22 protein-coding genes are annotated in these 21760 nt (G+C 66.4%); 1 reads left to right on the top strand and 21 read right to left on the bottom strand.

The features are described from left to right. Positions 1 to 11 precede the first annotated feature (11 nt). The 5 genes from AC3WTD_RS01785 to AC3WTD_RS01805 form a co-directional block, all read right to left on the bottom strand. Entirely contained in the window at positions 12 to 1397 is a 1386-nt protein-coding gene (locus tag AC3WTD_RS01785) for a Y-family DNA polymerase (protein ID WP_492612769.1), read from the bottom strand. Then, positions 1357 to 2022 carry a translesion DNA synthesis-associated protein ImuA gene (gene imuA, locus AC3WTD_RS01790; protein ID WP_492612770.1) on the bottom strand — a complete coding sequence of 222 codons (666 nt, stop codon included), beginning with the start codon at positions 2020 to 2022 and terminating at the stop codon, positions 1357 to 1359. Before imuA ends, AC3WTD_RS01785 begins: the two co-directional genes overlap by 41 nt. Positions 2023 to 2031: 9 nt before the next feature. After that, the gene (locus AC3WTD_RS01795; RefSeq protein ID WP_492612771.1) at positions 2032 to 2673 is read right to left on the bottom strand and encodes a LexA family protein; all 642 of its coding nucleotides are present in this window, start codon (positions 2671 to 2673) and stop codon (positions 2032 to 2034) included. 61 nt (positions 2674 to 2734) lie between these two features. After that, the gene (locus AC3WTD_RS01800; RefSeq protein ID WP_492612772.1) at positions 2735 to 3409 is read right to left on the bottom strand and encodes an SOS response-associated peptidase; all 675 of its coding nucleotides are present in this window, start codon (positions 3407 to 3409) and stop codon (positions 2735 to 2737) included. Positions 3410 to 3444: 35 nt separating this feature from the next. Further along, positions 3445 to 3972, bottom strand: a complete 528-nt coding sequence (locus tag AC3WTD_RS01805) for a hypothetical protein (RefSeq protein ID WP_492612773.1) — start codon at positions 3970 to 3972, stop codon at positions 3445 to 3447. A gap of 24 nt (positions 3973 to 3996) precedes the next feature. Here AC3WTD_RS01805 and AC3WTD_RS01810 point away from each other — a divergent pair, with 24 nt between their 5' ends. Continuing rightward, positions 3997 to 4341, top strand: coding sequence for a hypothetical protein (locus tag AC3WTD_RS01810; protein ID WP_492612774.1), 345 nt, complete (start codon positions 3997 to 3999; stop codon positions 4339 to 4341). Positions 4342 to 4609: 268 nt separating this feature from the next. On the opposite strand, the gene AC3WTD_RS01815 is transcribed toward AC3WTD_RS01810, so the two are convergent. The 16 genes from AC3WTD_RS01815 to AC3WTD_RS01890 all read right to left on the bottom strand — a co-directional run bounded on the left by AC3WTD_RS01815 (position 4610) and on the right by AC3WTD_RS01890 (position 21729). Beyond that, on the bottom strand, positions 4610 to 5218 hold the full coding sequence (locus AC3WTD_RS01815; RefSeq protein ID WP_235645276.1) for a DUF3761 domain-containing protein: 609 nt from the start codon (positions 5216 to 5218) through the stop codon (positions 4610 to 4612). 512 nt (positions 5219 to 5730) lie between these two features. Beyond that, complete coding sequence (gene dnaB / locus AC3WTD_RS01820) at positions 5731 to 7134, bottom strand: replicative DNA helicase (protein WP_235645275.1); 1404 nt, start codon at positions 7132 to 7134, stop codon at positions 5731 to 5733. Positions 7135 to 7208: 74 nt separating this feature from the next. After that, positions 7209 to 8102, bottom strand: coding sequence for a hypothetical protein (locus tag AC3WTD_RS01825; RefSeq protein ID WP_235645274.1), 894 nt, complete (start codon positions 8100 to 8102; stop codon positions 7209 to 7211). A gap of 9 nt (positions 8103 to 8111) precedes the next feature. After that, positions 8112 to 8690 carry a phospholipase D family nuclease gene (locus tag AC3WTD_RS01830; protein ID WP_235645273.1) on the bottom strand — a complete coding sequence of 193 codons (579 nt, stop codon included), beginning with the start codon at positions 8688 to 8690 and terminating at the stop codon, positions 8112 to 8114. A 67-nt stretch (positions 8691 to 8757) separates the two neighbouring features. Continuing rightward, a complete protein-coding gene (locus AC3WTD_RS01835; protein WP_235645272.1) occupies positions 8758 to 9240 on the bottom strand; it encodes a hypothetical protein in 483 nt (160 codons plus the stop codon). 24 nt (positions 9241 to 9264) lie between these two features. Further along, positions 9265 to 10566 carry a hypothetical protein gene (locus AC3WTD_RS01840; protein WP_235645271.1) on the bottom strand — a complete coding sequence of 434 codons (1302 nt, stop codon included), beginning with the start codon at positions 10564 to 10566 and terminating at the stop codon, positions 9265 to 9267. Between the two features lie 130 nt (positions 10567 to 10696). After that, positions 10697 to 13036, bottom strand: coding sequence for an ATP-dependent helicase (locus tag AC3WTD_RS01845; RefSeq protein ID WP_235645270.1), 2340 nt, complete (start codon positions 13034 to 13036; stop codon positions 10697 to 10699). 189 nt (positions 13037 to 13225) lie between these two features. Next, complete coding sequence (locus AC3WTD_RS01850) at positions 13226 to 13468, bottom strand: hypothetical protein (RefSeq protein ID WP_235645268.1); 243 nt, start codon at positions 13466 to 13468, stop codon at positions 13226 to 13228. Then, positions 13413 to 14174 carry a DUF6338 family protein gene (locus tag AC3WTD_RS01855; RefSeq protein WP_235645267.1) on the bottom strand — a complete coding sequence of 254 codons (762 nt, stop codon included), beginning with the start codon at positions 14172 to 14174 and terminating at the stop codon, positions 13413 to 13415. The genes AC3WTD_RS01850 and AC3WTD_RS01855 overlap by 56 nt, the downstream gene beginning before the upstream one ends. Before the next feature lie 136 nt (positions 14175 to 14310). After that, positions 14311 to 14865 carry a hypothetical protein gene (locus AC3WTD_RS01860; protein ID WP_235645266.1) on the bottom strand — a complete coding sequence of 185 codons (555 nt, stop codon included), beginning with the start codon at positions 14863 to 14865 and terminating at the stop codon, positions 14311 to 14313. A gap of 89 nt (positions 14866 to 14954) precedes the next feature. Further along, a complete protein-coding gene (locus tag AC3WTD_RS01865; RefSeq protein ID WP_235645265.1) occupies positions 14955 to 15242 on the bottom strand; it encodes a hypothetical protein in 288 nt (95 codons plus the stop codon). A gap of 2 nt (positions 15243 to 15244) precedes the next feature. Next, positions 15245 to 16507, bottom strand: a complete 1263-nt coding sequence (locus AC3WTD_RS01870) for a DUF7146 domain-containing protein (protein WP_235645264.1) — start codon at positions 16505 to 16507, stop codon at positions 15245 to 15247. Positions 16508 to 16794: 287 nt separating this feature from the next. After that, on the bottom strand, positions 16795 to 18714 hold the full coding sequence (locus tag AC3WTD_RS01875) for a VWA domain-containing protein (RefSeq protein WP_235645263.1): 1920 nt from the start codon (positions 18712 to 18714) through the stop codon (positions 16795 to 16797). 12 nt (positions 18715 to 18726) lie between these two features. Beyond that, positions 18727 to 19737: a DUF3150 domain-containing protein gene (locus AC3WTD_RS01880; protein WP_235645262.1), complete on the bottom strand. Its 1011-nt coding sequence runs from the start codon at positions 19735 to 19737 to the stop codon at positions 18727 to 18729. A gap of 229 nt (positions 19738 to 19966) precedes the next feature. Then, positions 19967 to 20623 carry a hypothetical protein gene (locus AC3WTD_RS01885; RefSeq protein WP_235645261.1) on the bottom strand — a complete coding sequence of 219 codons (657 nt, stop codon included), beginning with the start codon at positions 20621 to 20623 and terminating at the stop codon, positions 19967 to 19969. Next, a complete protein-coding gene (locus AC3WTD_RS01890) occupies positions 20623 to 21729 on the bottom strand; it encodes an AAA family ATPase (protein WP_235645260.1) in 1107 nt (368 codons plus the stop codon). Before AC3WTD_RS01890 ends, AC3WTD_RS01885 begins: the two co-directional genes overlap by 1 nt. Between the last annotated feature and the right edge of the window lie 31 nt (positions 21730 to 21760).

Here is a 21760-nt window from a genome sequence, read left to right on the forward strand (position 1 = left end):
ACGACACGGCGCTACCCGAACCAGCCGTGCACGAACCAGGCGTCCGTGCGCAGATCCTGGTAGACCCACCACGTGGCGCCGGCGTCGCCGCGCGCCACGTAGTAGTCGCGCCGGCTGTCGGCGCCGTCCCACCAGCCCGACTCCATACGCTCCGGCCCGGCCAGCAGCCGCGCCGGATCGCACCGCCACGGCATCGGTGCCGGTAGCAGCCAGGCCGGACGCCGCCGCGGCGATACGGGCGCTGCGTCCTCACCGGCCAGCGCGACGCGGCGCTGCGCGCGTTCCGGCCGCGGATCGGCGACGGCGGCCAGGCCGTAGACCGCGGCATCGCCGAGCCGCGCGCGCAGGCGGTCGAGTAGCCCAACCAGTTGCTCGTCGCCGTCATCGCCGAAGAGCGGCGCTACCCCGGGTGCTTCCCGTGTCGCATCAAGACAGAGTTGCAGGGCGGCTACCGGCCCCGGCCACGATGCGGTGCCCACGCGGGCGACCGTGAGATCCAGCAGCTGACGGGGATCGGCGGTGCCAGCGGCGGCCGCAATGGCGATCACAGCGGTAGCGTGAGCGTCGGTACGCAACATCAGCGACCAGGCTGTCGCGCGCTCGCCGCGGCACGCCACGTGGGCCGCCAGGTCACCCAGCAGGCGCCGCAAGGGGAACTGCAGGATCTCCAGGCTGGTCAGCGGATCGTCCCAGGCGATCTCGCGCACGAACCGCGCCGGCGGAACCCAGCTCTCGCGTGGGTCGGGACGCTCGCCCAGCAGGCGCTCCAGCAGCGTCACCGCCGGCACGCCGAGTCGGCGTGCAAGGCCCGCACGCGGCAGGGCCAGGACGTCGCTCACTTGTCGGGCACCGATCCGGCGCAGCAGCTGGTGCGCGGCCGGCAGCAACGGGAGCGCCGACGCCGGCAGGTCGGCCAGCGCCGCGCGCAGCTCCTGCAGGTTGGCCACCGTGGCACCCGGCCGATGCCCGGCCAGCATGGCGGCCGCCGCCGGCGTCGGCGCGATCGCGGCGCGCCAAGTCACCGCGGCATCCTCGAAGGCGCCCCGTGCCGCCCGGCGCACGCCGGCCAGCCCGCCGAGCATCCGCCGGCTCCCGCCTACCTCGCCCAGCAGCGTGTCCGTTTCCGGCACCAGCACCACCTGTGATGTGATCGTCGCCAGCCTCGGCGCAAGGTCGGCCAGCGCCCTGCCTCGCGCGGCGGCATCGGTGTGGCGCACCTCGAGCGGCGACAGCAGCGCACGCGCGGTAGCCACGCGCATGCCCGGCCGGATGCCTGCCGCCAGCGCCAGCGGGCAGGCTTGCCGCACTGTGCCGTCGACGGCGACCCGGCCGACGCCGGCGGCGCCGGGCGGCACCTCAAGCGCGAGCGAGGGAAACTGGCAGGCGAGCCACAGCATCGCCCCACTCCAGGTGCACCGGTCCCACCGGCGGGCCGCGGCGTTTCATGACGTCGACCTGCAGCGCGCCGGTGCCGGCGCTGCGCAAGCCCAGACGCAACGGCACGCCGTTGGCGACGCCGGAAGGCCGGCAGAAGACGAATCCGAGGCCACCGCCGGCGGCGATCGCCAGGCCGAGCCGGCGCGCGAGGCGATCGTCCAGCGGCGACGGCCACCACAGCAGTGCCGCGGCGAACGCGCCGCTGCGCAGCACCTGCTCGGCCACCCAGCGTTGATCGCGGGCCTCGCGCGGGCGGGCGATGGTGATTGCCCGCGGCGAGAGGCCCAGATCCTGCAGAGCAGCCAGGCCAGGCTCCGCCGGCGGCGCGAGGAAGACCACCCGCCCGGCGCGCTCCGGCGACGCCAGCGCGCTGGCCAGCAGCCTCAGCTCACCGATGCCGGCGTTGGCCAGCTGCAGCTCCACCAGTGCGCCGCGCGGCCAGCCGCCACCGGGCAGCACTGCATCGAGGGATGCATACCCGCTGGGTACCGTGCCCCGGGGCTGCGCCGCCACCTCGCCGGCGCGGCGGACCCCGGCGACGCGAAGCTCGCCTTCCCACGGCAGATGGTGGACGACGGCAGACATACTTGACCTTCACCTGCGCGGCGCCGCGCGGCCCCGCCGGCGGCCGAAGGTGCCGATCACCACCCCGAGGATGTCCAGCGACTGCTTCGGCCGCAGCGGCTGGTAGCGTGGGTCCGTGTTGGCCGGCTGCAGGAAGCGGCCCTTGTCATCGCATGCGAGCAGCTTGAACGTCTCCTCGCCGTCGATCAGCGCGTACACGATCTCGCCCACATCCGCATGCTGGCGCACCTCATACACGGCGGTGTCACCGTCCAGGAGCCCCATGTCGACCATCGAGTCGCCGTGGATGGGTGCAAGACGGGTGATGAGGGGATTGGGTGCCAGCCAGGCGTCGATCGAGCGGCGCTCCTCCGGCATGGCGTCCCCGGTGTCCGGCACGCCGGCGGGCACGGGCCGGCCGATCGGGAAGCCGGCGAAGTTAGGGCCGGGCTTGAGCCGACCACCTGGGGCGCGGCCGACGATACCGGCCTTCTCCAGCCGGTCGATGATCCAAGCCAGGGTACCCTTGCTGGTGATCTTGTGGGACTGCAGCGCCTCGAGCAGTTCGCTGAGGCTCGGCAGGATGCCGTGCTTGGCGTAGTAGGCGCGCAGCGCTTCCTCAACCGCCGGGGCGGATTGCGCAAACGGGATAGTGCGGCGCGCAGCGGGCATGACGGCGGGTCAACTTGAACGGGCGTTCAAGCCTACTCGGTCCGGTCAGGACTGCCAAGCCCTACTCCGGCGGCGTGAACGGGTCGAGCAGCTGCGGATCGTCGTCACGCGCCGCGTTGACCCTGCGGGAAACCGGCCGCACAACCAGATCCGGCACCGGCGCCGCCAGCATCAGGGCCATCGCGTCGTCCGGCGTTGCACGCAGGTATTCCTCCACCAGCTCGGCCGGGATGCACACCGGCATGCGGTCGTGGATCGTCGCGGCGGCGCCGTCGGATGCCGTGACGATGATCGTGCAGGAGCCGGCCTCATCCTCATCCTGGAGCGGGTGCCGAGGCTCCCAGAGCCCAGCCGCGAACAGATCATGGCCGTCTGCCCTGGTCAGGTAGTAGGGCTGCTTCACCTTCCCTTCCAGTCGCCACTCGTAGTAGCCGGCCATGTGGATGACGCACCGGCGTGCCTTGAACGCCGCGCGGAACGCGGGCTTCGTGGCCACCGTCTCAATGCGGGCATTGAACGTCGAGTAGGACTGCTTGAGGTCCTTGACCCAGAACGGGAGCAGCCCCCACCGCAACCGGCGAACCGCGAGCTGATCGTCGGCGTCGAGAACCACCGCCGCGCGCTGGGTAGGCGCCAGGTTGTAGCGCGGCGTGAGGTTCGCCAGCTCGTCGGCCAGCGCCGGCGCCGGAAGGTCGCCGGGAAAGCGTAGAGGGAGCTGGACGAAGCGGCCGCACATGGGCGGGAGCGTAGCACCAGCGGCGGGACGCCTCTCTACCGCGGCCGCATCCGCCGGATGTCGGCGAGAATCCGCCGGCGCGCTGTCGGCGTGAACTCGAGCATACGGGCGGCGCGCCGTACCTTTTCGGGCAAGGTCTTGGCTGTCAGCTTCGCCAGCTGCTCACCGCGGCCCTGCGCCAGCTCGAACACCAGGTAGTCGCGCGTGGCGACGGCGAGAGCCCACAGGCGACAGATCACTTCCGGGTCGACGCAATCCTCGCCACGCAGCGGGAAGCGAAGCGTCCTTCCGTATGGGAGCGAGGAGGCCTTTGCCTCGAAGAACGCCCGGTCGCGCGAGGACCAGTTGAACATCACGCCTGGCCGCCCCGTGCGGACGGACTTGTGGTCGCGCTCGACGCTGTCGGTGTGCTTGAGCGCGCCTTCCCTGCGCAGCCCTTCGCGGCGACGCGCCAGCTCGGCGGTCGCCATGGCCAGCCCGGATGCCGACTCCCGCGCCGGGAAGTATTGCTGGCCGAACCGCCGGCTTGCAAAGGTCACCCGCCACAGGCGCGTAGCGCGCATGTAGGAGATGCCGACCGGGACCTGATGCGTCTTCCCATCGGCCGTGGTCAGTTCGCGGAGTGGGCCATCTTCCATCGGTCTGTTGTTGTCTCTTGGGCGCTTTTGTTGGTGGTGAATGATCGCTTCGAAGGAGGCATGTCCAATGCGCTCCAGGCTGCATCCCGCTACGGGTCGTGGGCAACGATGGACGCAGCACGACTCCCCCTGTTCCGGCTCACGCCGGCAAGTCACCGAGTCAAGGAGGACGCCGGGGCATGCCGATCATCCGGCCAACTGCCGCTGCATGTCTCGCGGCACGCCGAACTGGATGGTACGGAGCACGCGCGGTTCACTGGGTTGGGCGGCAAACCTGCCGCCGGCTTCGATTGACTTCGCTATAGGCAAGCACATCATCCCGGCGCAACTCGCCAACGCGCAGAGCGTGGCCCATAGGCCACGACAGTTCGACTGCACCCCATTCGCCCGGCGCTGCGTTCTTCAGATGCGCCCCGCCATTGCCTGCAACTTTCGGTGCGCAGAGACAGAAAATCTAAGCTGTAGTTTACAAATTGAGAATGGAGGGCAGCTAGCGATGAAATATAAGCCAGAGTTTAGAAGAGGGACCTTGGAGAGATGGCGGTCTATCCCGCGCATGCCATCAGTCGGCGGCTACCGGCTCCACAACGACAACGCTGTCCATGAGCGACAGGGCAAACGTGCGCCGACCATCGACGCTGCAGTCGCCGACGAGACAAAGCGTGCGCTTCCCCGCCGCGTCGGCCAGCTGTAGCCACCGCGGCCGCACCGTTCGCTCGCCCCGAGCGGTCACATCCCCATCGCGGTACTGAAAGACGATCCAGCACCCGGCAGCCATCACGCGACGCAGGTAGCCCTGGAGATCCTCGCCGGCCACCCTCACCGGCGGTGCCGCGTTCGCTGGTACTGGAGCCCTTGCCACTTGCTCCCATTGCTTGCGGACGGCATCGCGGCGCCGCTCGGCGCGTCGCTCTTCCAGCGCCTCGAGCATCCCGTACGACAGCATGCCCGCGAACAGACCAGCGGGGACGCCAAGGAAGGTCCAGCCGGAGCTGACGCCGCCGTGGTGCGAGCACGCACCGCGGCGACCAATGGCGTTGGATGATGTCCCATCCGCACAGCGGTCTCCCGGTACGACCGCGGCCACGCCGCCGAATACCGCCAGCCCGACGATAATACCCAGTACCCATGGCCAGCGAGGCGGGCGATTGGTTCGCTTAATCAGTTTCACGTTTACCTCGACCGGGATCCGGCGGCGCGTGCTGCTTCACTCGAGCGCAGCCTCGCTGGTACAAAAGGGGCCGGCATCAGGTCGCTATGGGTCATCGTGAAGGTCGCCGTACTCGTAGAGGTCGCTTGCCTTGTAGTACACCCAGATCACCGCCGCGCTGAAGACGAGCAGCGCCCAATCTCCAAGCCCCAAGGCTGCGAGTACCCAGACGCATGCAGGGACGGCGATCACGCCCGCGGCCATCCAGCGAAGTCGGCTGCGGTAACCTGCGCGACGGCGCCTTTCACGTGCTCGTACAACCCACATGCCATTCCCGCCGCCGTTGCACGATCCATCGGTGCCTCTTGGTCACAGCTCAACAAGGTCATATCCACGCGCCGCATCTGTCCTTTCAGGCCGCCGATGTAAGCCATCCGCATCGCGGCCGCCGACCATATTACCGAAGGTCGGCCGGTTGCGGCCGCGCCGAAGCGCATGACTCGAATTGCCACTTCAATTCCCTATTGTTGGGACTAGAACCCGGCGACGAACGTGTCCGCGACGCCGTGAATCGCACTCTCGAAGCGCGTGAACTTCGAGAGGAACGCGAGCTTCACGGTATCGGTCGGCCCATTGCGCTGCTTGCCGACGATGACCTCCGCAAACCCTTTGTCCGGCGAGTCTCGGTTGTAATACTCGTCCCTGTAGATAAACATGATGACGTCGGCGTCCTGCTCGATCGCGCCCGACTCGCGCAGGTCCGACATGACCGGACGCTTGTCGGCGCGCTGCTCCAGCGAACGGTTGAGCTGCGACAGAGAAACCACGGGCACGTCCAGTTCCTTGGCCAGCGCCTTCAGGCTGCGCGAGATCTCCGAGATTTCCGTGGCGCGGTTCTCCGAGCTGCCCGGGACCTGCATCAGCTGCAGGTAGTCGATGACGATCAGCGCGAGGCCGCCATGGTCGCGATGGATGCGGCGCGCCCGCGAGCGCAGCTCGCCAGGCGACAGGGACGGCGTGTCGTCGATGAAGATCTTCGCGCTGGTCAGCTTGGCCACGGCATCGGTGACGCGCGGCCAGTCTTCCTCGGCCAGATCGCCAGTTCGCAAATGCTGCGCGTCGATCCGACCCATCGACGAGATCAGCCGCAAGCCCAGCTGCGACGCGGACATTTCCATGGAGAACACCAGGACGGCCTTCTTGGTCGTGACCGCGGCGGACTCGGCGATGTTGAGGGCAAAGGCTGTCTTGCCCATGGAGGGGCGCGCCGCAACGATGATGAGGTCGGCGGGCTGCAGGCCCGCGGTGATCTTGTCCAGGTCAGTGAAGCCCGTCGCCACGCCGGTCAGCTGCCCACGGTTCTCGTAGCGCTGGACGATCAGCTGGAAGGCTGCCTTTGTGATGTCGGTGGAGTTGTGGATCTCCTTTCGACCCGTGGCGTTGCCTTCGGCGATCTTGAAGATGGCCTGCTCGGCCTGCTGGACGACCTCACCGACGTCCACGGTGAACGGCGCGAGGGCGCTCTGCGTGATCCTGGTGCTGGCGTCGGCCAGTCGGCGCAGCGTCGCCTTGTCGCGGACGATCTCGGCGTAGGCGACGATGTTCGCGGCGCTGGGAGTCACGTTGGCCAGGTGGATGACGTAGCTCGGGTCGATTCCCTGGGCACCCTTGTGGTTCGCCAGCCAGTCGGAGAGCGTCACCGCGTCGGCCGGCGTGCCCTGGTCGGCCAGGTCGCTGATGGCCTCAAAAAGCACGCGGTGGTCGCGACTGTAGAAGTCGTCCGCGGACACGATGCCGGCGATGGCATCACCCGCCTCGGTGCTTAGCAGCAGGCCACCAATCACCGCCTGCTCCGCCTCACGGGAGTTGGGCGGAACGCGGATGGCCCGGGTGGGCTCCTCGTAGGATGAAGGGAGATCGTGCAGCTGTGCGTTCATGGGCTCGGCGGTGGTGGCGACGCATCCAGCCTGCATCATGTTTTTCTGGTCACCAAACGGCCGCGTGCGGACGATCAGCTTGATAGGACGAGCTTCAAGCCTTCGACGTGCTCTTCCAGAACGCCGCGCGCGACATCCCACACGTCCGGCGCCAGGTGAAAGGCGATGCGGTCGCGATGGAGCATCAAGCGAACCGCGGTACCGATGGCATGCAGGTCGCCGTCGCCATACTGCGTCGTCGTGTAGCGCAGTCGCTTGACGATCGCGTTGCCCGCCTCCTGCACGCTCGCCGCGTGATGGCCCTGCCCGGAGACGGCGCACATGGTCGCGATCGCGATCAGCGCGCGGTCGATGCCGACCACCTGTGCCGGCGTCAGGTGCCAGGGCATCTCCTGCTCCTGCCGACTCAGGTGGCTGTAGACCACGGTGCCGAAGTCGCTGCTGCCGTAGGAGAGCACCCACGCGGTGGGCATGCGCATGCCGACGCTGGAGATCAGCTCCTCAGCGGCCTGCTTTCGCGCGTCGTCCGGGACACTCTCGGGGGTCAACCGTACGACGATGCGACGCAAGAACTCGGTCAGCGAGTGTCCACGCGCGTAGTGGATCTTCTGGACGGCGTGCTCCAGTGCGCTGAGGGTGTGCCGCGGCGGTTGGCCGGTCCAGTCGATCAGATCCTCCACCGGCACGCCGGTTTTGCGGCCGGTCGGGTCGAGCGCTGGCCGCGCGCGAAGTATCAGGAGGCCGGCCAGGTGCCGGAAGATGTCCTGTGCGGACGCTGCGCGCTCCAGAGCATTGGTGAGCATCGCAGTCTGCCCCGGGAGATAGCCCATCCCACCCAGCGTGCCCGTGAGGGCGATCGCGTCCTCAGCGCTCGCCTGCATGCGGTCCAGGTGGCTGAGATAGAGGGCGTCGAGGGAGGCAGCAAGAGCGGCCAGCTCGGCGGCTGGCGTGGCGGTGCTGGTCTGCATGGGCCGGCGTCAGTAACGAGCGCCATAGGGCTCGGACTCATTCCAGAGCCGGCGCCACTCGGTATCGTAAGCCGAGACCATGCCCGGTGCGCCGGCGACCACGATGACGTTCTCCGCGTTCCGACGCGCCGCCGAGGCCGTGTAGTTGAAGCTGCCGGTCTGCACGGTCGTTCCGTCGATCACCATGAACTTGTTGTGCATGATCGAGTAGCGCGCGTCGACGCGGACGGGGATCCCCATGTTTGCGAGGAACGTGGCTGAGGTGTAGCGCTCGGTTCTCTGGCTCTTGTCCACCACCACCTTCACGTCCACGCCGCGCTTACTGGCGGCGACGAGGGCGGCGGCGATCGGCTTGCTGGTGAAGCTGTAGGCGGCCAGTCGGATCGAGGTCCTGGCGGCGTCGATCGTGTCCACCACGACCGCTTGAGCGTTGCCGGGGCTGAAGCCGACCGTGACCGTCGACAGAGCCGGGCCAGGGGCGGCGGCGAGCGCTGCGTGATCGCCATCGTAGGCGAACGCGCTCACGAGAAGCCCAAGGGCAAACGCCGCGGCGAGGCCGGGAATCAGGGAAATCAGAGGACGTTTCATCGGCACAGGATGCCTCGCCTCCCGACCAGGCGCACGCCGAAATACCCCCATCCGCGCGCCTCGTTCTTCAGTGGAGCCGCGCTCCGCTGGGCGCCTTGGGCGGTGCCGCGCCAGCGATCGAATACGGCAGGGCGACGGTTTGGCCTGGCTGGAGGATCGTCGTGGCGTTGATGGTCGGGCCGTCTTGCGTCATCGCCAGCTCGCCGATGTGAACGGCCGCGTGGCCATTGGGCTCTTGCAGGTGGAACAGGATGCACGCACCGCTGCCATCGGCCACCGGTGCGCTTGCCACCACACAGTACGGCCGTCCGGTTGCGCCTTCGATGGCGTTCAAGATGCGCTCCACGCCCATCGCATCAGGCACCGTCTGCACGAAGCGCGCGTGGTTCTGCTCGGTGGTCAGCAGCAGGAAATGCACGTCCTGCAGCGCCCGCTCGACGGTATCGAGTGACTCGACCAGCGCGCGAGCGATTCGGCGGGCCTTGGCCAGGAGTTCGTCGCCGGCGGCGGATACCGCGGCTGGCTGGATGGTGAGGATGGCTCGGCTCATTTGCACTCCCTGTGAGATTGCATTTTATCCATTAGCGTAGCGCTGCTGCGGGGCGCCCTGTCCGCTCTGACCCTGACGGCCGCCGTACCCGCCGCCCTGCCCGCCACCTTGCCCGCCGCGTGCGTCCTGCTGGGCCGAGTAGGACGCGGCCACCTGCTTGACGACACGCTCCACCAGCAGTGGACCGACCTTGAGAAGCGTCGAAGTCTGGCGAATGAACAGGCTGTGGACCTCGCCCATGTCCGCGTAGCTGAGCTGCACGGTGCGCGGCTTGAACGCATCGGCCTTGCCCTTGCCCATGGTGAACTTGATCGTGCCGGCGTACTGCCCTTCCTGGTGCTCCACGTTCAGCCACTTGTCGTCGTGGCCGGACAGGTGGAGCTTGCGCAGGTGGCCGTACAACAGCGCGGTCAGGAGCTGCATCTCGACCTTGGTCAGCTGGAAGACGATCTTGTCCTTCCAGTTGTAGACCTTGTTGGATCCGGTCGCAGCGTCGATCTGGACGGTCGGGTTGTTGCCACGCGTAGTGCTGGCCTGGAACTCGAGCGCAGCGCGGCCGCCGTAGACGTGAGTGGAGTCGTACTCCCGCGGCTCGCCACGTTCGGGCGTGCGTGGCGCTGGCGCCTCTCGCGTCGACTCCTGCTGGGCAGACGAACGGAATGGGGACTCCGGCCGGCTCGATGGGGCCGGCGATCGAGCCGGCTCGGGGCGTCGGTCCTGGGCACCCGGGTGTCCGCTCTGGCGCGGGTTGTCCGCCGATCGCTCACCCTGCTCCGGGCGCCGGGTCGAAGATGCATCCTGCGCGGCGGGCGGGGTTGCCCGCCTCACTTCGCCCGTCGGAGTGTGCGGCGCCGGCATCGCGCGGTTGTACCGCGACAGCACGGCCACGTTGTTCGCCGGCTCGGTTTGCTGGCCGTTCGCTGCGCCCGTGCGCGGCGCCGTCGGCGACCACGGGCGATCTTGCCCGTTGGGCGCATTGAGGAGCCACTGGCTGATGTCACGCTTGGCCGTGCCGTCGCCGCGCAGTGCCGCCGTCGCGACCGTGCGGGCACGTTCCGGGCCCTGCTGCATCAAGACGCGGAAGGCCTGCTCGAATCCGGCGTCACCGAAACCGATGCGGTAGAGCGTCTCCAGAAAGCGGGCGGCCGTGATGTAGCGCGCCAGCCACTTCACCCCTTGCTCATTGCCGCTGTCGGCGAGCTTGAGCACGTCCTCCAGCTCGCCGCCGACCAGCGTACACAGGCTGATGAAGGCGTCCGGGTGGTTGAGAACGGGCTGCCCAGCCTTGGCGGCGATGGCATTGAACTCGGTCAGGGTGGTGGTCATGGCAGTCCTCGCGGTTTGGCGAACACGAGGCTACCGGGTGGCAGTCTCGTGGGGTGCGACGCCCCCGTTGTACCTCTGTCGGGTTGGTGCGAAAGATCGCACAACTTTTGCAGGGCGGTACCCTCTCTCCTCAAACGGCCGGGGGCAGCGTCGCTGGGAAGACCCAGCCACTCGCGCGATCGACCACGGAACTGAAACGTTCATCGTTGTCCAATCGCCGCATCATGTAGACGGGCGGATACAGGATCTCCGCCACCTCGCAGGTGCCGTGCTCGGGGTGATAGAACGCCTCGCCCTTGCGCGGCTTGTGGCCCTTCGGAATCTGCCCGCAATCGACCACCCTCGCCTCACGCACCTGGCGTGCCTGCGCTTCGGGCGTCAGCTGAATAGTGATCGGCACACCCAGTGCCTGCATGTAGTCCGTCATCGCTCGATCCTGTCGGACGATGATTGTCCCCGTAGCCCCTGCCTCGATCAGTCGGGCGGCCATCTGCACCGGGCCGTGGTCGCCGTCGAAGAGGTACGGGCTGGCTGATGTCTGGTCGCTCGGCCGATGATGCCAGTCGAGTTCCTTGATCGTTCGGTCGAGGGTCGCGTCGTCGGGGTGGTACAGCACCAGGCGCTCCATGGCCCGCGTGATTCCCACAAAGCACAGCCGGCGTTCCTCGTCGGCATCCTTGTCCGGTACCGAACTGGGGAATACGCCTCGGGTGAGGCCGACCATCATGACCAGCGGCCATTCCAGGCCCTTGCTGCGATGGAGCGTGGTCAGCATCACGTGGTCGCCCACAGGCGGCTCGTCGCCCTTGTGCGCCGCCATGGGGCCGAGTACTTCCAGAAACTCGTCGATGGAGCCTGCCCGCTCGGCGAGCTTCACAAAGGCGTCCAGGTTGGCCAGCGACTCGGTCGCCTGCTCCGGCGACGGCGCGGCGCGCTCGATCACGTCGCGCATGCGGGTGTGAGCCATGTAGGCGCGCACGATCGTCGCCGCCGGCGCGTGCGCCAGCGTGCCGCCCACCAGCAGGCGCAGCGCATCGGCGCGTTCGTCGAGGCTCTGGGCTCCTCGCGCATTCTTGGCGCGCATGGCGGCGGCGGCCTTGGCCAGCATGCCCGGCAGGTTCGCCCGCTCGGGGCCTTCAAGGAACGGCTCCATGTCCTCAGCCACTTCACCCAGAACCTCGTAACTGACGAAGGGGCTTGGCGTGGTGAGTAAGGAGAAGATGAAGTGGACGCGGTCCTCCGGCTCGACGATCCAGCGGCCGGCTACCAGGCTGACCGCGCATACCAGCGCGGCGATTTCAGGGAGGAACAGGAGGCCTTCGCGGCCGTACACGTGATACGGCACGCCGGCCTCCGCCAGCTCGATCTCGAACGGCACCAGGTGGCTGAAATTGCGCGCCAACATCGCGGTGTTGCGCAGGCAGCCGGCGTGCTCGTAAGGGGCCAGCAGTTCCACCACGCCCGAATCCTTGCCGTTCTTGAGAGGCACGCGCTCCACGCGCGTCCTCGGATTCGAGTTGTCCGCGACCACCAGGCCGAGCCCCTTTTCCTCGCTCAGCGTGATGAGGTTGTTGGCCATCATCGCGACCTCGTGACCGAAGCGGAATGTCCGGGTCATGGGGTAGCGCGTGCACGGTTGGAACACCTGCTCGAAGTGGCGGGTCATCAGCGAGACCTTGCCGCCGCGAAAGGCGTAGATGCTCTGTTTGGGGTCGCCGCAGCCGAGCACCGAGCCCCGCGTCCCTGCCAGACCCTGCACCATGAAGAAGCTGATCGGGTTGATGTCCTGGAACTCGTCGACGACGATCCGGTCATAGCGGTTCGCGAACATCGACCACAGCTCCGGGTGCGCTTCGAGGAACACCATCGGACGGTAGATCAGGTCGTCGAAGAAGATCACCTTGCGCCGCAGCTGGTCCTGGACGAGCAGCTCGAAGGCGGGGATGTACGCGCGGCAGTCGGCCGTGAAACCGCTCTCCTCGAAGATCTCCGCCGGCGGGCGCAGATCGGCTTTGACGAGCGTGATGAACTGGCTGAATCCCTGGTGCTGGGCTTGTGACGGCGGGAAGGAGCCGCCGGCGCGCGACCAGGCTTCCTTGAGTGCGCGGCGGGCGAACGCGTCGGCCTTCTTGCCTGACGTCTCGAGCTTCTCGCGCGGCAACATGCCGCCGGACACGAGCTGGGCGAGGATGCGGTTGCCGATGGAGTGGAACGTGCGCACGTCGGGGACCGGACCCTCACCGAGCGCACGGCGAAGGCGCGCCTCGAAGCTGAGCTGGGCGCTCTTGTTGAACATCAAGGCCAGCATGGCGCTGGGGTTGCCGCCGGTCTTGACCTGACGGCGCAGGTAGGCGACGAGCACGGTGGTCTTGCCCGATCCCGGCGCTGCCTCGACCAGCGCATGGCCGGTCTCGTGGCGCACGACGGCCTTCTGCTCCTCCGTCAGCTCTCGACGTCCTGTGTGACTCATGCCTGCCTCGTTCTTGCGTTCTACCCATGACGAATAACACGGCTTTCGCGCCCACCAAACTCACGTGGGTATTGCGCGGCGCCGGACAAAAGGACTCAGCCATACGTCCGCTCTGGGGCGCATGGATCAGGACTTTCTGACCACGAAAATGCCCGGGGCCGCAGATGCGGCCCCGGGGGTTTGGAGTGCTTACTTCGGGTGTCGGGCGGCCTTGATCGCCAACTGGTTGAACGGTTGGAGATGGGCGCGTTGGGTGTCGATGCCGATGTCGGCCGTGGTGAGGCCAGTGTCGGGTGCAAGCCGCGCGTCACGCGCACGAATACCGCGCGATGAACGAGGGAGAAGCAACGGCGCATTGCCGTACCGCCGATCCTGTTCAAGCATGGCCAGCACCCCCTTGCGGGTTGCCGCCAGCAGTCGCGTCAGTTTCATCAGGCACCTCCGGCCGTTGCCACAGCTGCATCCACACGATGCGGCTGCCTCGGATGAACACGCCATCCGATGTCGCCATCGGGATGATGCGCCCCTGAGGGTCGTAGACGCAAACCTGAGACAGAAAAATGTCCGGGTAGCGATCCGATCGGCTGGTGGCGCTGCGTGCGTCGTAGACGCCGGCGATGGTGGTTCCGTCTTCCAGTCCCACGATCACCGTTCGCGTCTGGCCCGAGTTTAACTGCAACCAGACGGCGTCCCAAGCCTGCACGAGTGTCGGCAGAGGCGCCACCCGCTGCAGCGTCCACTTGCCCTCGGTAAGCCATCGCAGGACCGCACCGGCGAGCCGGAACGGGAGAGCGACGAGGTTGTAGCGCGTGCTGACCGCCGACAGGAAGCCGAGCACCGTCGGGACGACCACGATGGTCATGCCCCAGGTGAACGGCGAACCGATCAGCAGTACCGCCAGCTCGTTCGCCGACCGCGTCTTGAGGACAGCGGAAGGGTCTTGACCGACGCTGGCCAGCACGGCCCAGCCGATGGCAAGCATCACCAGGCTGTGCACGAAGTAGCCGATCAGTGCGTGGTTGAGGTCCTTGGCCTCTTCCACAATCGCGAACCGGCGTCTGGTGCGGGTGAAAATGTATCCGGGCACGATCGCGATGACTATCACGAGCAAGCCCTTTAGGGTTGTTACGAACTCCATAGGGTCTCCTTGGCTGGCCATGCCAGCGGTTGTGAAACCCGCGGACGCACCTCCCCCGACGGGGAAGTGTCCCCGCGGGGTGGTGGGTTGCGCCGGCGATGCCGGCGGGGAGATGACGCCACGAGGGCGTCAGGGGTCAGGCGGCGTTGAGCACGATGGCGCGCTGCTGCCGGAGTCGGTCGAGGGTGTGGCTGGCGAGGACGTCGATGTTGCCATCGTTGACGACGTGGATATCGCAGCGTTGTGCCTGGTCCGGCTCGGTGTAGGTGCCATCCGAATCGACGCCGCAGCGACTGACCCAGATGACCTGGCCGCCGTTGCCGTGGATCCAGTGGAACTCCTCATCCAGTCGCACGCCGGTGACGATGACGCCGCGGCCGGCGAGGAGCGAGGTGGCCACCGTGGCCGCCATCTTGTCGATCCAGTACGAGTTCAGCACCTGACGGCGCTGCGTCCCGTGACGGATGAGGAGATCGCGGAAGGTGGTGCCGGGCGAGCCCGGCACGGGCTGATCCTTCATCGCGTCGGAGATCTCGAAGCCGGTAGCGGATCGGACCTCCTCCACGATCGCGTCGGACATGCCGATGATGCGGTAGCCATTGAGCTGCCGGATCGCTCGCGCGAGGGTGTCTTTGCCGGCACGCTTGAAGCCTGCGATGCCGATCAGTGGTGCGTGGGTTTCGTGGTTCATGTGTAGCTCCTGGTGAAACCCGCGGCGACGCAATGCCCCGAAGGGGCGTTACGCCCCCGTGGGGTGGTGGGTGATGCCGGCGATGCCGGCTATTTGGTATTGGCGCGCTTGAAGGCCGCGATGTCCCGCTCGCGTTGGTCGCACACCTTGGCGAAGGCCTTCTGGAAGGCTTCGGCGTAGGGGCCGACCACGGTCAGCGTCAGGCAGCGGTAGGGGCCGGTGAAGGAGTGGGCCATGAACCGAAGTTCCTGCTCATTCCCCTTCAACCAGGCCCAGTACGCTTTCGTGTCGCCGTCGAAGCCGGCGGGCGGGGAGAACATGGCGTTCTCGCCTACCGCGCCGGGGGTGGTGTCGATGCGGGAGTAATCGCGAAGCACGACTACGCCTGCACTTGCCTGCGTGAATTCAGGCGCTCGGTTTCACGCAACACCTGCTTCAGGCGCGAACGCCATTGCTGGAGCTGCATGATCGCGCGCGCGGCCTCCACACCCATCGTCATCACGACGTCGTTCCAGTCGATCGACTTCTCGCCTTCGGGGATGGCGAACGGCGGCAGGAGTGCCGTCGCGCGTCGCCCCGTCTTGCGAGCTGCCTCAACGAGTTGGTACGAGGATGCCTGCCCTGCCATGGCGCGATCGCGATCGCCGAAGACGATCAGGATCTCCGCCCAGTCAGGGAGGATGAGGTTGCGCATGCCGTTGGCGTCCAACGTCGACCACATCGGAATGCCCAGGTCTTCCACCAGCCGTCTTGCAGCGATGGAGGATTCCAGACCTTCACCCACGGCCAGCACACGGTGCGTGTGCCGGTCCAGATGAACCGCCGCGCCGCTTGGATCGCGGTCGGAGGTATGGCTTTCCGCCTTCCTGGCCATCGGCACGTCCGCCTTGCGGCGACCGTCCGGGGACAGGTAGGTACGATGGACGGTGACCGGCGTCCCGTCGATGTGCTGCAGCAACGCCACCTGAGCGGGAAACTTGCCCAGGTACTCACCGGTGTCGTAGTCCACGTACGGCAGCGCCGGGTGGAACCGCAAGTTGCTGAGTCCCTGCGGGCTCCCCAGACCACGAGCCTCGAACCAGTTGCGCATCGGTTCGGAGCGCGCGTCGCTGGGCGACAACGTGGTGTTCCATGTCCGCTCAAGACGCGTGCGGATGAGGGCGTCCTGTTGGGCGATCTCCTCCTTGTTCGGCGTCTTGATCGGCGTCGGCGGTGGCAGATGGTTGGTGGTGATGCGGCCGCCCAGGTGGTCGATAACCATCTGCTTGGCCTCCATGAAGCTGCAGCCGAAACGTGCCATGAGCACGCGAAAGCCGTTGCCCATTTCGTTGTTGCAGGTGCAGTGGCATCCGCCGGTCGAGTCGAAGTCCTTGGCGATCCGGAAATCGGGTTCCACGCGCCGGCGAGGGGCCGAGGCGTGAGGCGTGTTGCCGGAAGCACTGGAGGTGCGTTTCCCGCCACCGTGATCGGAGATGGGGCACTGGACCTTCTTGCGATGTCCGGCATCCACCGCGGCCTGCAGGCCGGGAATGAGTGCCGAGAGCACCTCTCCCCAACGACCACGCAGGTTGCGCAGCAGGGTGTTGGTGATCTCCCGCTCGCGCTCGTACGCCTGTCGGCGGGCTTCTTCTTTCGTCTTCATAAAGCCTCCTTCAGTGGGCCGTGGTGGATGGGGTGCCTCGCGTTGCTGTGTTGTAGGGCATGGTGTCTCCTCTGGATCAGCGGAAACCGTGCCCTGGCGGGCATGGATTCCCGCGTGGGTCGTGACGGCGTGGCCGTCGGTTGGTGTGTCGGACTGTGAGGCTCCGATTACCTTTCGTGGCAAGCCACGGAAAGCGCAGAAGGAAGGATGCCCTTCCCTATGCCCTCTCAAAAATGCGCCGGTGCTACCTCCCCCCGCTGTAGCCGGGGAGAGGTAGCGCCAGTGCGTCAGGCGGCCTTGAGCAAGCGCGACCTGACCAGGTTGAGCAGCACGAACGGCAACTCGGCGACGTCCGTGATCGAGTGCCAGTGCCGGAACAGATCCCGGCCTGCGTCGGTCTGGATACCGAGTCCGAAGACTTCGATACCCGCAACCTCAGCGGCCACGATCGCCAGCTCGGCTTCCGCCTTGCTGTCCGGTTCGCCATCGGTCAACACGATCATCATGCGCCGGCCGACCTTCTGGCCGAGAAGCATGCGATGCGCGAGGAGAACGCCCTCATCCAGCGGCGTGCTCCACCCCTCAGCTGCGAGGTGGAAGTTCTCCAGGTGCTTGAGCGCACCCGAGCCGAATGGCTTGAGCACGTGGTCACCCGGGAACGCGGTAGCGGCACACTGGACGCCGTCGATGCCGGCCATGGCAACGGTGGTGGCGTGGAGTGCCTGGCAGGCGAGTTCGATGCGGTTCTGGCTCGTCATCGACCCGGAGACATCGGTCACCAGTACCACGGCGGTGTCGACCTCCACGACTTCGGACTGGCGACGGAAGATCCGACCGTCACCTGTGCCAATACGCGACAGGTGCCGGTTGGAAATCTTCCGGCCCCGATCGTGAATCGACACGTCACGCTGGGTGAGTGCCTGCATCTCGGATACCAACTTCATGCGAAGCTGGCCCGTCACCGCCGTTGCCTTCCCCATGTCGTAGGGCGTTTGCGCCAGCTTGATGTCGCCGCTGGGCCGCGTCACGTCCTTCTGGTCCGTCAACTGCGCCAGGGAGACGGTACCGTCGGAACCCTTGTCGAGTTCGTCGGCCAGCTCCTTCAGCGCCTTGGCGATCGCGTCGCTCTTGTCCCCCAGCGCCTGGTCGATGTCCTGACCCGCGTTGACGGCTTCGAGGTTGGCGATAATCTGGGCGAGTTCATCGCCCTGCCCGTCTTCACTGGACTCCTGCGATGGTGCCGCAGGCTCAGCGTCGTCGGTGCCGTCGGTGCCTTCGTCGGCGTGGTCCGCATCGTCCTGCGGATCTTCTTCGGTAGCGTCAGCGTCCTCCTCTGCGTCGCCCGTGGGCGTTGCCGAGGGATCGGCCTGGTCACCGTCTTGGTCTTCGTCGTCGTCCGCACCTTGCGGCGTTGCTGACGGATCGGGTTGGGCGTTGGCTTGTTCGGCCTCTTCCTTCTCCCTCTTCCGTTCCTCCAGCTCGGCTACCACCAGGTTGCGGATGTCTTGCGACAACTCGATGGCGTCGGTCGTGTCACCCAGGTGCCTGATCCGCGGCAGGAGAGCGTCCAGCCGATCAATGAAGCGATCGGAGAACAACTTCCTGACGACGGCCTCGGCCTGTTGGGCGTGCAGCACGATCGACCCCACGCCGCGGTAGTCGCACCAGCACCGGTACGCGAGGTAGCCGGTCAATGCCACCACCGCCGGTACGCCATCGCCCACGTCCGCATAGTGTCCCGTCACGAACATCGCGTTGTTCAGCGCGTCGAGGTAGGGCTTGGCGGCGGGGTATTGGCGCAGGTGCGCATGCTCCTCGCGGATGTCCTCGATGACGCCGAGGATCCGATGGGTGAGCGGGTCCCCCGTGGCGGAGCGGCGGAACGCCACAAAATCGGTCGAGTTGATGTGCCCGACTTCGTGGTGCAACAGGCCGTACGCCAGGGTGAGCATGAGGACGAACGTGTCGATGTCCGTCCGGTTGCCCGGGATGGGAAGGTTCATCAGGTAAATCGTCTGGCCATCGGTGGCGCCGAGCGTGTGTCCGTGCTTGACGTTGACGCGCTTGGTGCCGCAGGTGGTCAGTGCGTTGGCGAGGATCGGCAGAGAGCCGAGCGCTGCCTTCGCAGAGCGGATCATGTCCTCGGGCCGCAGAGCGGCACCGAGGAACAGATCACGCAAGAGCTTCTTGTGCTCTTGAACGTGCATGGTAGGAACTCCTTACAGGGTGAGCGTCAGACCACGGCGACGGCCGGGGAACGACGGGGTGGGTTCGACAGAAGGTGCTGCGTCGGTGACGACCGCTTCCTCGGGCATGGCCGGGATGGCCAGCTCGGGTTGGACGGAGGTCTGCTTTGCCTCTTCCAGATAGTCCTGGAGCAAGGCCTTGCCCTTGGCGAGCAGCTGGTGCGGGTTCGACAACTCGGTCAGCACCGACACGGCTGTGTAGGTGTTGGTCATGTTGAGCGTGCCTTGAGCGGGCATGTGGTCCAGCACGTCCTGCAGCGAGTCGGCAGCCGGGCCTACGTCAGGGTGCAGAAAGGCGAATGCCTTCAGCTTTTTGACGAGCTTGCGGATACCGTCCAACTGCGACTGGAGCAGCTTCGACTTGCCTTTGACTTTCGTCAGCAGCTTGTCGGCGCCGTCCTGGATGGACTGGAGCATGTCCGGCAACGCCTGCTCGGCCATTTCCCGGTAGTGCTGGTTGGCCAGGCTTCCCGGGTTATCGCCGTCCGGCGCCGCCATCCGGAAGATGGAGATGCCGAACTTGCAGCGGTTGCGGACTTGCATTTCGGTGGGTCGGGACTGCGCGAGGATGAAGGCCCAGTCGGGATACTTCTCCTCCTGGTCCTGGTACGCCTCGGGCAGCCGTGCTACGAGCTTGTCCAGCGCCTGCTGGAAGTCGCCCTCGAAACCCGGAAGGGCGTCGATGAACTCCTTGGCCCGGTCGGAGGACACGGCAATGCCGGTACCCGCAAACGAGAAGCCTTCGGCCTTCAGGAAGCGCTCGATGGCCTTGCGGACGCTTTCCATACCGGCAAGCTCCTTGGGGTCGACGAGCACTTTGCGACCGTCGGACATGAGTGCCTTGGGGGGCATCTTGTCCTTGTCGACGTCCGGCAGATCCTGGTCGCGTTCGACCTTGACCGTACCGCTCCAGACGCGCAGGTTCGAGTTGATGATGACCAGGTGCTCCGCAGGGAGCACGGTGGTTTCGGTGGGGTTGTTCATGGTGGTGAGCCTCGGGTGTGTGACCGCCCAGGACTCACCCCCGAACGGGAGGAAAGTCCCGGTCGGGGTGGTGGTGGTGTGCAGGCTATGACCCCCTGCGTGGGTTTCTGCAAGCGACGCTTGCGAAAGGCTCCGCCACGGCTTGACGGTGCACACCCATGGGATGTGCACGGCGAAGCGGTGGGCCGGAGGAACCGGGTGCCTTGCGGCACCCGGTCTTCCGTGGACATCACATGGTCATGCGAAGTCCGGTCCTACGGTTACCCTGGCGAGCGCCGATGCGAATCGGGCGCTGCAGGACGCGAAGAGCGTACAGGCGTTCGAGGATGGCTTCGTCAACCATCCCCTTGGCCTGCGCTTCCGCGATCAGCGGTCTCATCTCGCGCGGGTTGCCGTCGAGGTTTCTGACATCGACGTCGGTTCCTGCGGTCAAGGCGAAGAGCAATCCGGCGCCCGCGGCATACGCTGCGGGAACCTCGCAGGTGAGGATGCGATCGTTGAACTTCGTGTCCAACGCGACCGACGCCCCACCAATCACCCACCAACTGGATTCGACAAGAGCCAGATCAGACAGCTCCCTCTCTTCCAGTTTCAGTAGATGCAAGGCCTGCACAAGCCCTTCAAGCTCCAGGGTGCCTCTGAGCTTGAAGGTCAGCGTGCCCTGGCTACCGGCGACTTCGTCGATGATGAAGTAGAACCCGCGTGCCAAGAACTCCTCCACCCGTGCGGTGACGAACGAGCCCGTAGGCTCGTTCACCAGTGCTGGCGGAAAGGTTTTTGACTTCATCCGGTTCAGGCTGGAGCCTTCCTGGACGACAACGGAGCCATCTTCCTTCGCCTCGATCTGAGCGTGCTGCCCCGACTGCCTGTTGTACAGCCGGATCATCACTTGCTCCCCGCGGTACCAAACACCAGGTCGTACAGTGCATGCACCGTGGCCTGTTCGGCGTCCGCGAGGACGGCGGTGTAGACCGGGCGCAGTGCGTACAGCGGCACATTGAAGCCCGGCTTCTCCAGGTACTCGAACGACGCGGTCAGGTCGAGCCAGTCGATCAGGTTGCGTCGACCGAAGTCCAGCGACAGGCGGTGCGTCAAGCCCTTGCCGTCCGCATAACCCGACATCGGGTCAGCGGCCTTGTGGATCATGGCCATGAACTTCGCATAGCCCTTCACCACATCGGCGTCCATCTCCGGATACAGCTTGGCGATGAACTCGGCCTCCTTCTCCTCGCTCGCATGTTCCATCACGAACTTGAAGAAGCGGTCCAGCACAGCGATGTTCTGCTGCCGGGTGCCGGCGTATCCCCCTGCCCGATCCTCCATGAACATGGAGTTGCAGGTGGCGAACACGCAGAAGCCGCGCTTGGCCACGATCACTTCACCCGTTTCCGGGATCGTGTAGCGGCCGCGGTCAATCAGGTCGTTGAGCGCCGCCAGCTCCGCCGGCTGCGCCAGGTCGATCTCCTCGATGATGGCCGGATAGCCACCTTCGGCCGCCTGCCACAGCGAGCCCGGTTCGACGACGATGTCCCCGCCCACAAGGGTGCGCGAGTAGACCGAGTCGGCCGAGGTCATGTTCGGCCCCCAGCTCATGCGTGCTGCCGGGATGCCTTGGCGGGCGAGCCGCTGTTCCAGGTAGGTCGACTTGCCGGTGCCCTTGGGCCCCATGATGAGCAGGCCACGGCGGGGTGCCGAGGGAAGACGCTCCCACTCGCGGTTCAAGCACACCGTAATCATCCGATCCAGGTCGACGTTGTCGAACTGGTAGTCGGGGTTGAGCGGTGCCAGGTGCGGATGGGTTTCGGTGCCGGTGTAGACGTACACGCCGTTGCCGGCGTAGGCGGCCAGGCCCAGCTTGCCGAGATCGGTGGTGGCGACCTTGTAGCGTCGCTTTTCGATCGCGTTCGCCTCGTACAGCTCGGGGAACTCGGTTTGTTGCTTGGCGAGGACGGCGTCGCTCACCATGATCGTGTTGAGGGCGGTGTTGTACATGGGTCTCTCCGAAAAAAAAGGAGAGGCCGCC

It is taken from the genome of Rhodanobacter sp. FW106-PBR-R2A-1-15 (genome assembly GCF_058789735.1).

What these genes read in the sequence shown, in the direction of transcription:
- AC3WTD_RS01830 (WP_235645273.1), bottom strand. Translation starts at nt 8,690, where the DNA reads ATGAAACGTCCTCTGATTTCCCTGATTCCCGGCCTCGCCGCGGCGTTT.
- imuA (WP_492612770.1), bottom strand. Translation starts at nt 2,022, where the DNA reads ATGTCTGCCGTCGTCCACCATCTGCCGTGGGAAGGCGAGCTTCGCGTC.
- AC3WTD_RS01890 (WP_235645260.1), bottom strand. Translation starts at nt 21,729, where the DNA reads ATGTACAACACCGCCCTCAACACGATCATGGTGAGCGACGCCGTCCTC.
- AC3WTD_RS01825 (WP_235645274.1), bottom strand. Translation starts at nt 8,102, where the DNA reads ATGCAGACCAGCACCGCCACGCCAGCCGCCGAGCTGGCCGCTCTTGCT.
- AC3WTD_RS01855 (WP_235645267.1), bottom strand. Translation starts at nt 14,174, where the DNA reads ATGGAGTTCGTAACAACCCTAAAGGGCTTGCTCGTGATAGTCATCGCG.
- AC3WTD_RS01810 (WP_492612774.1), top strand. Translation starts at nt 3,997, where the DNA reads ATGCGTCTTCCCATCGGCCGTGGTCAGTTCGCGGAGTGGGCCATCTTC.
- AC3WTD_RS01805 (WP_492612773.1), bottom strand. Translation starts at nt 3,972, where the DNA reads ATGCGCGCTACGCGCCTGTGGCGGGTGACCTTTGCAAGCCGGCGGTTC.
- AC3WTD_RS01885 (WP_235645261.1), bottom strand. Translation starts at nt 20,623, where the DNA reads ATGATCCGGCTGTACAACAGGCAGTCGGGGCAGCACGCTCAGATCGAG.
- AC3WTD_RS01795 (WP_492612771.1), bottom strand. Translation starts at nt 2,673, where the DNA reads ATGCCCGCTGCGCGCCGCACTATCCCGTTTGCGCAATCCGCCCCGGCG.
- AC3WTD_RS01870 (WP_235645264.1), bottom strand. Translation starts at nt 16,507, where the DNA reads ATGAAGACGAAAGAAGAAGCCCGCCGACAGGCGTACGAGCGCGAGCGG.
- AC3WTD_RS01845 (WP_235645270.1), bottom strand. Translation starts at nt 13,036, where the DNA reads ATGAGTCACACAGGACGTCGAGAGCTGACGGAGGAGCAGAAGGCCGTC.
- AC3WTD_RS01875 (WP_235645263.1), bottom strand. Translation starts at nt 18,714, where the DNA reads ATGCACGTTCAAGAGCACAAGAAGCTCTTGCGTGATCTGTTCCTCGGT.
- AC3WTD_RS01800 (WP_492612772.1), bottom strand. Translation starts at nt 3,409, where the DNA reads ATGTGCGGCCGCTTCGTCCAGCTCCCTCTACGCTTTCCCGGCGACCTT.
- AC3WTD_RS01850 (WP_235645268.1), bottom strand. Translation starts at nt 13,468, where the DNA reads ATGAAACTGACGCGACTGCTGGCGGCAACCCGCAAGGGGGTGCTGGCC.
- AC3WTD_RS01840 (WP_235645271.1), bottom strand. Translation starts at nt 10,566, where the DNA reads ATGACCACCACCCTGACCGAGTTCAATGCCATCGCCGCCAAGGCTGGG.
- AC3WTD_RS01835 (WP_235645272.1), bottom strand. Translation starts at nt 9,240, where the DNA reads ATGAGCCGAGCCATCCTCACCATCCAGCCAGCCGCGGTATCCGCCGCC.
- AC3WTD_RS01860 (WP_235645266.1), bottom strand. Translation starts at nt 14,865, where the DNA reads ATGAACCACGAAACCCACGCACCACTGATCGGCATCGCAGGCTTCAAG.
- AC3WTD_RS01880 (WP_235645262.1), bottom strand. Translation starts at nt 19,737, where the DNA reads ATGAACAACCCCACCGAAACCACCGTGCTCCCTGCGGAGCACCTGGTC.
- dnaB (WP_235645275.1), bottom strand. Translation starts at nt 7,134, where the DNA reads ATGAACGCACAGCTGCACGATCTCCCTTCATCCTACGAGGAGCCCACC.
- AC3WTD_RS01785 (WP_492612769.1), bottom strand. Translation starts at nt 1,397, where the DNA reads ATGCTGTGGCTCGCCTGCCAGTTTCCCTCGCTCGCGCTTGAGGTGCCG.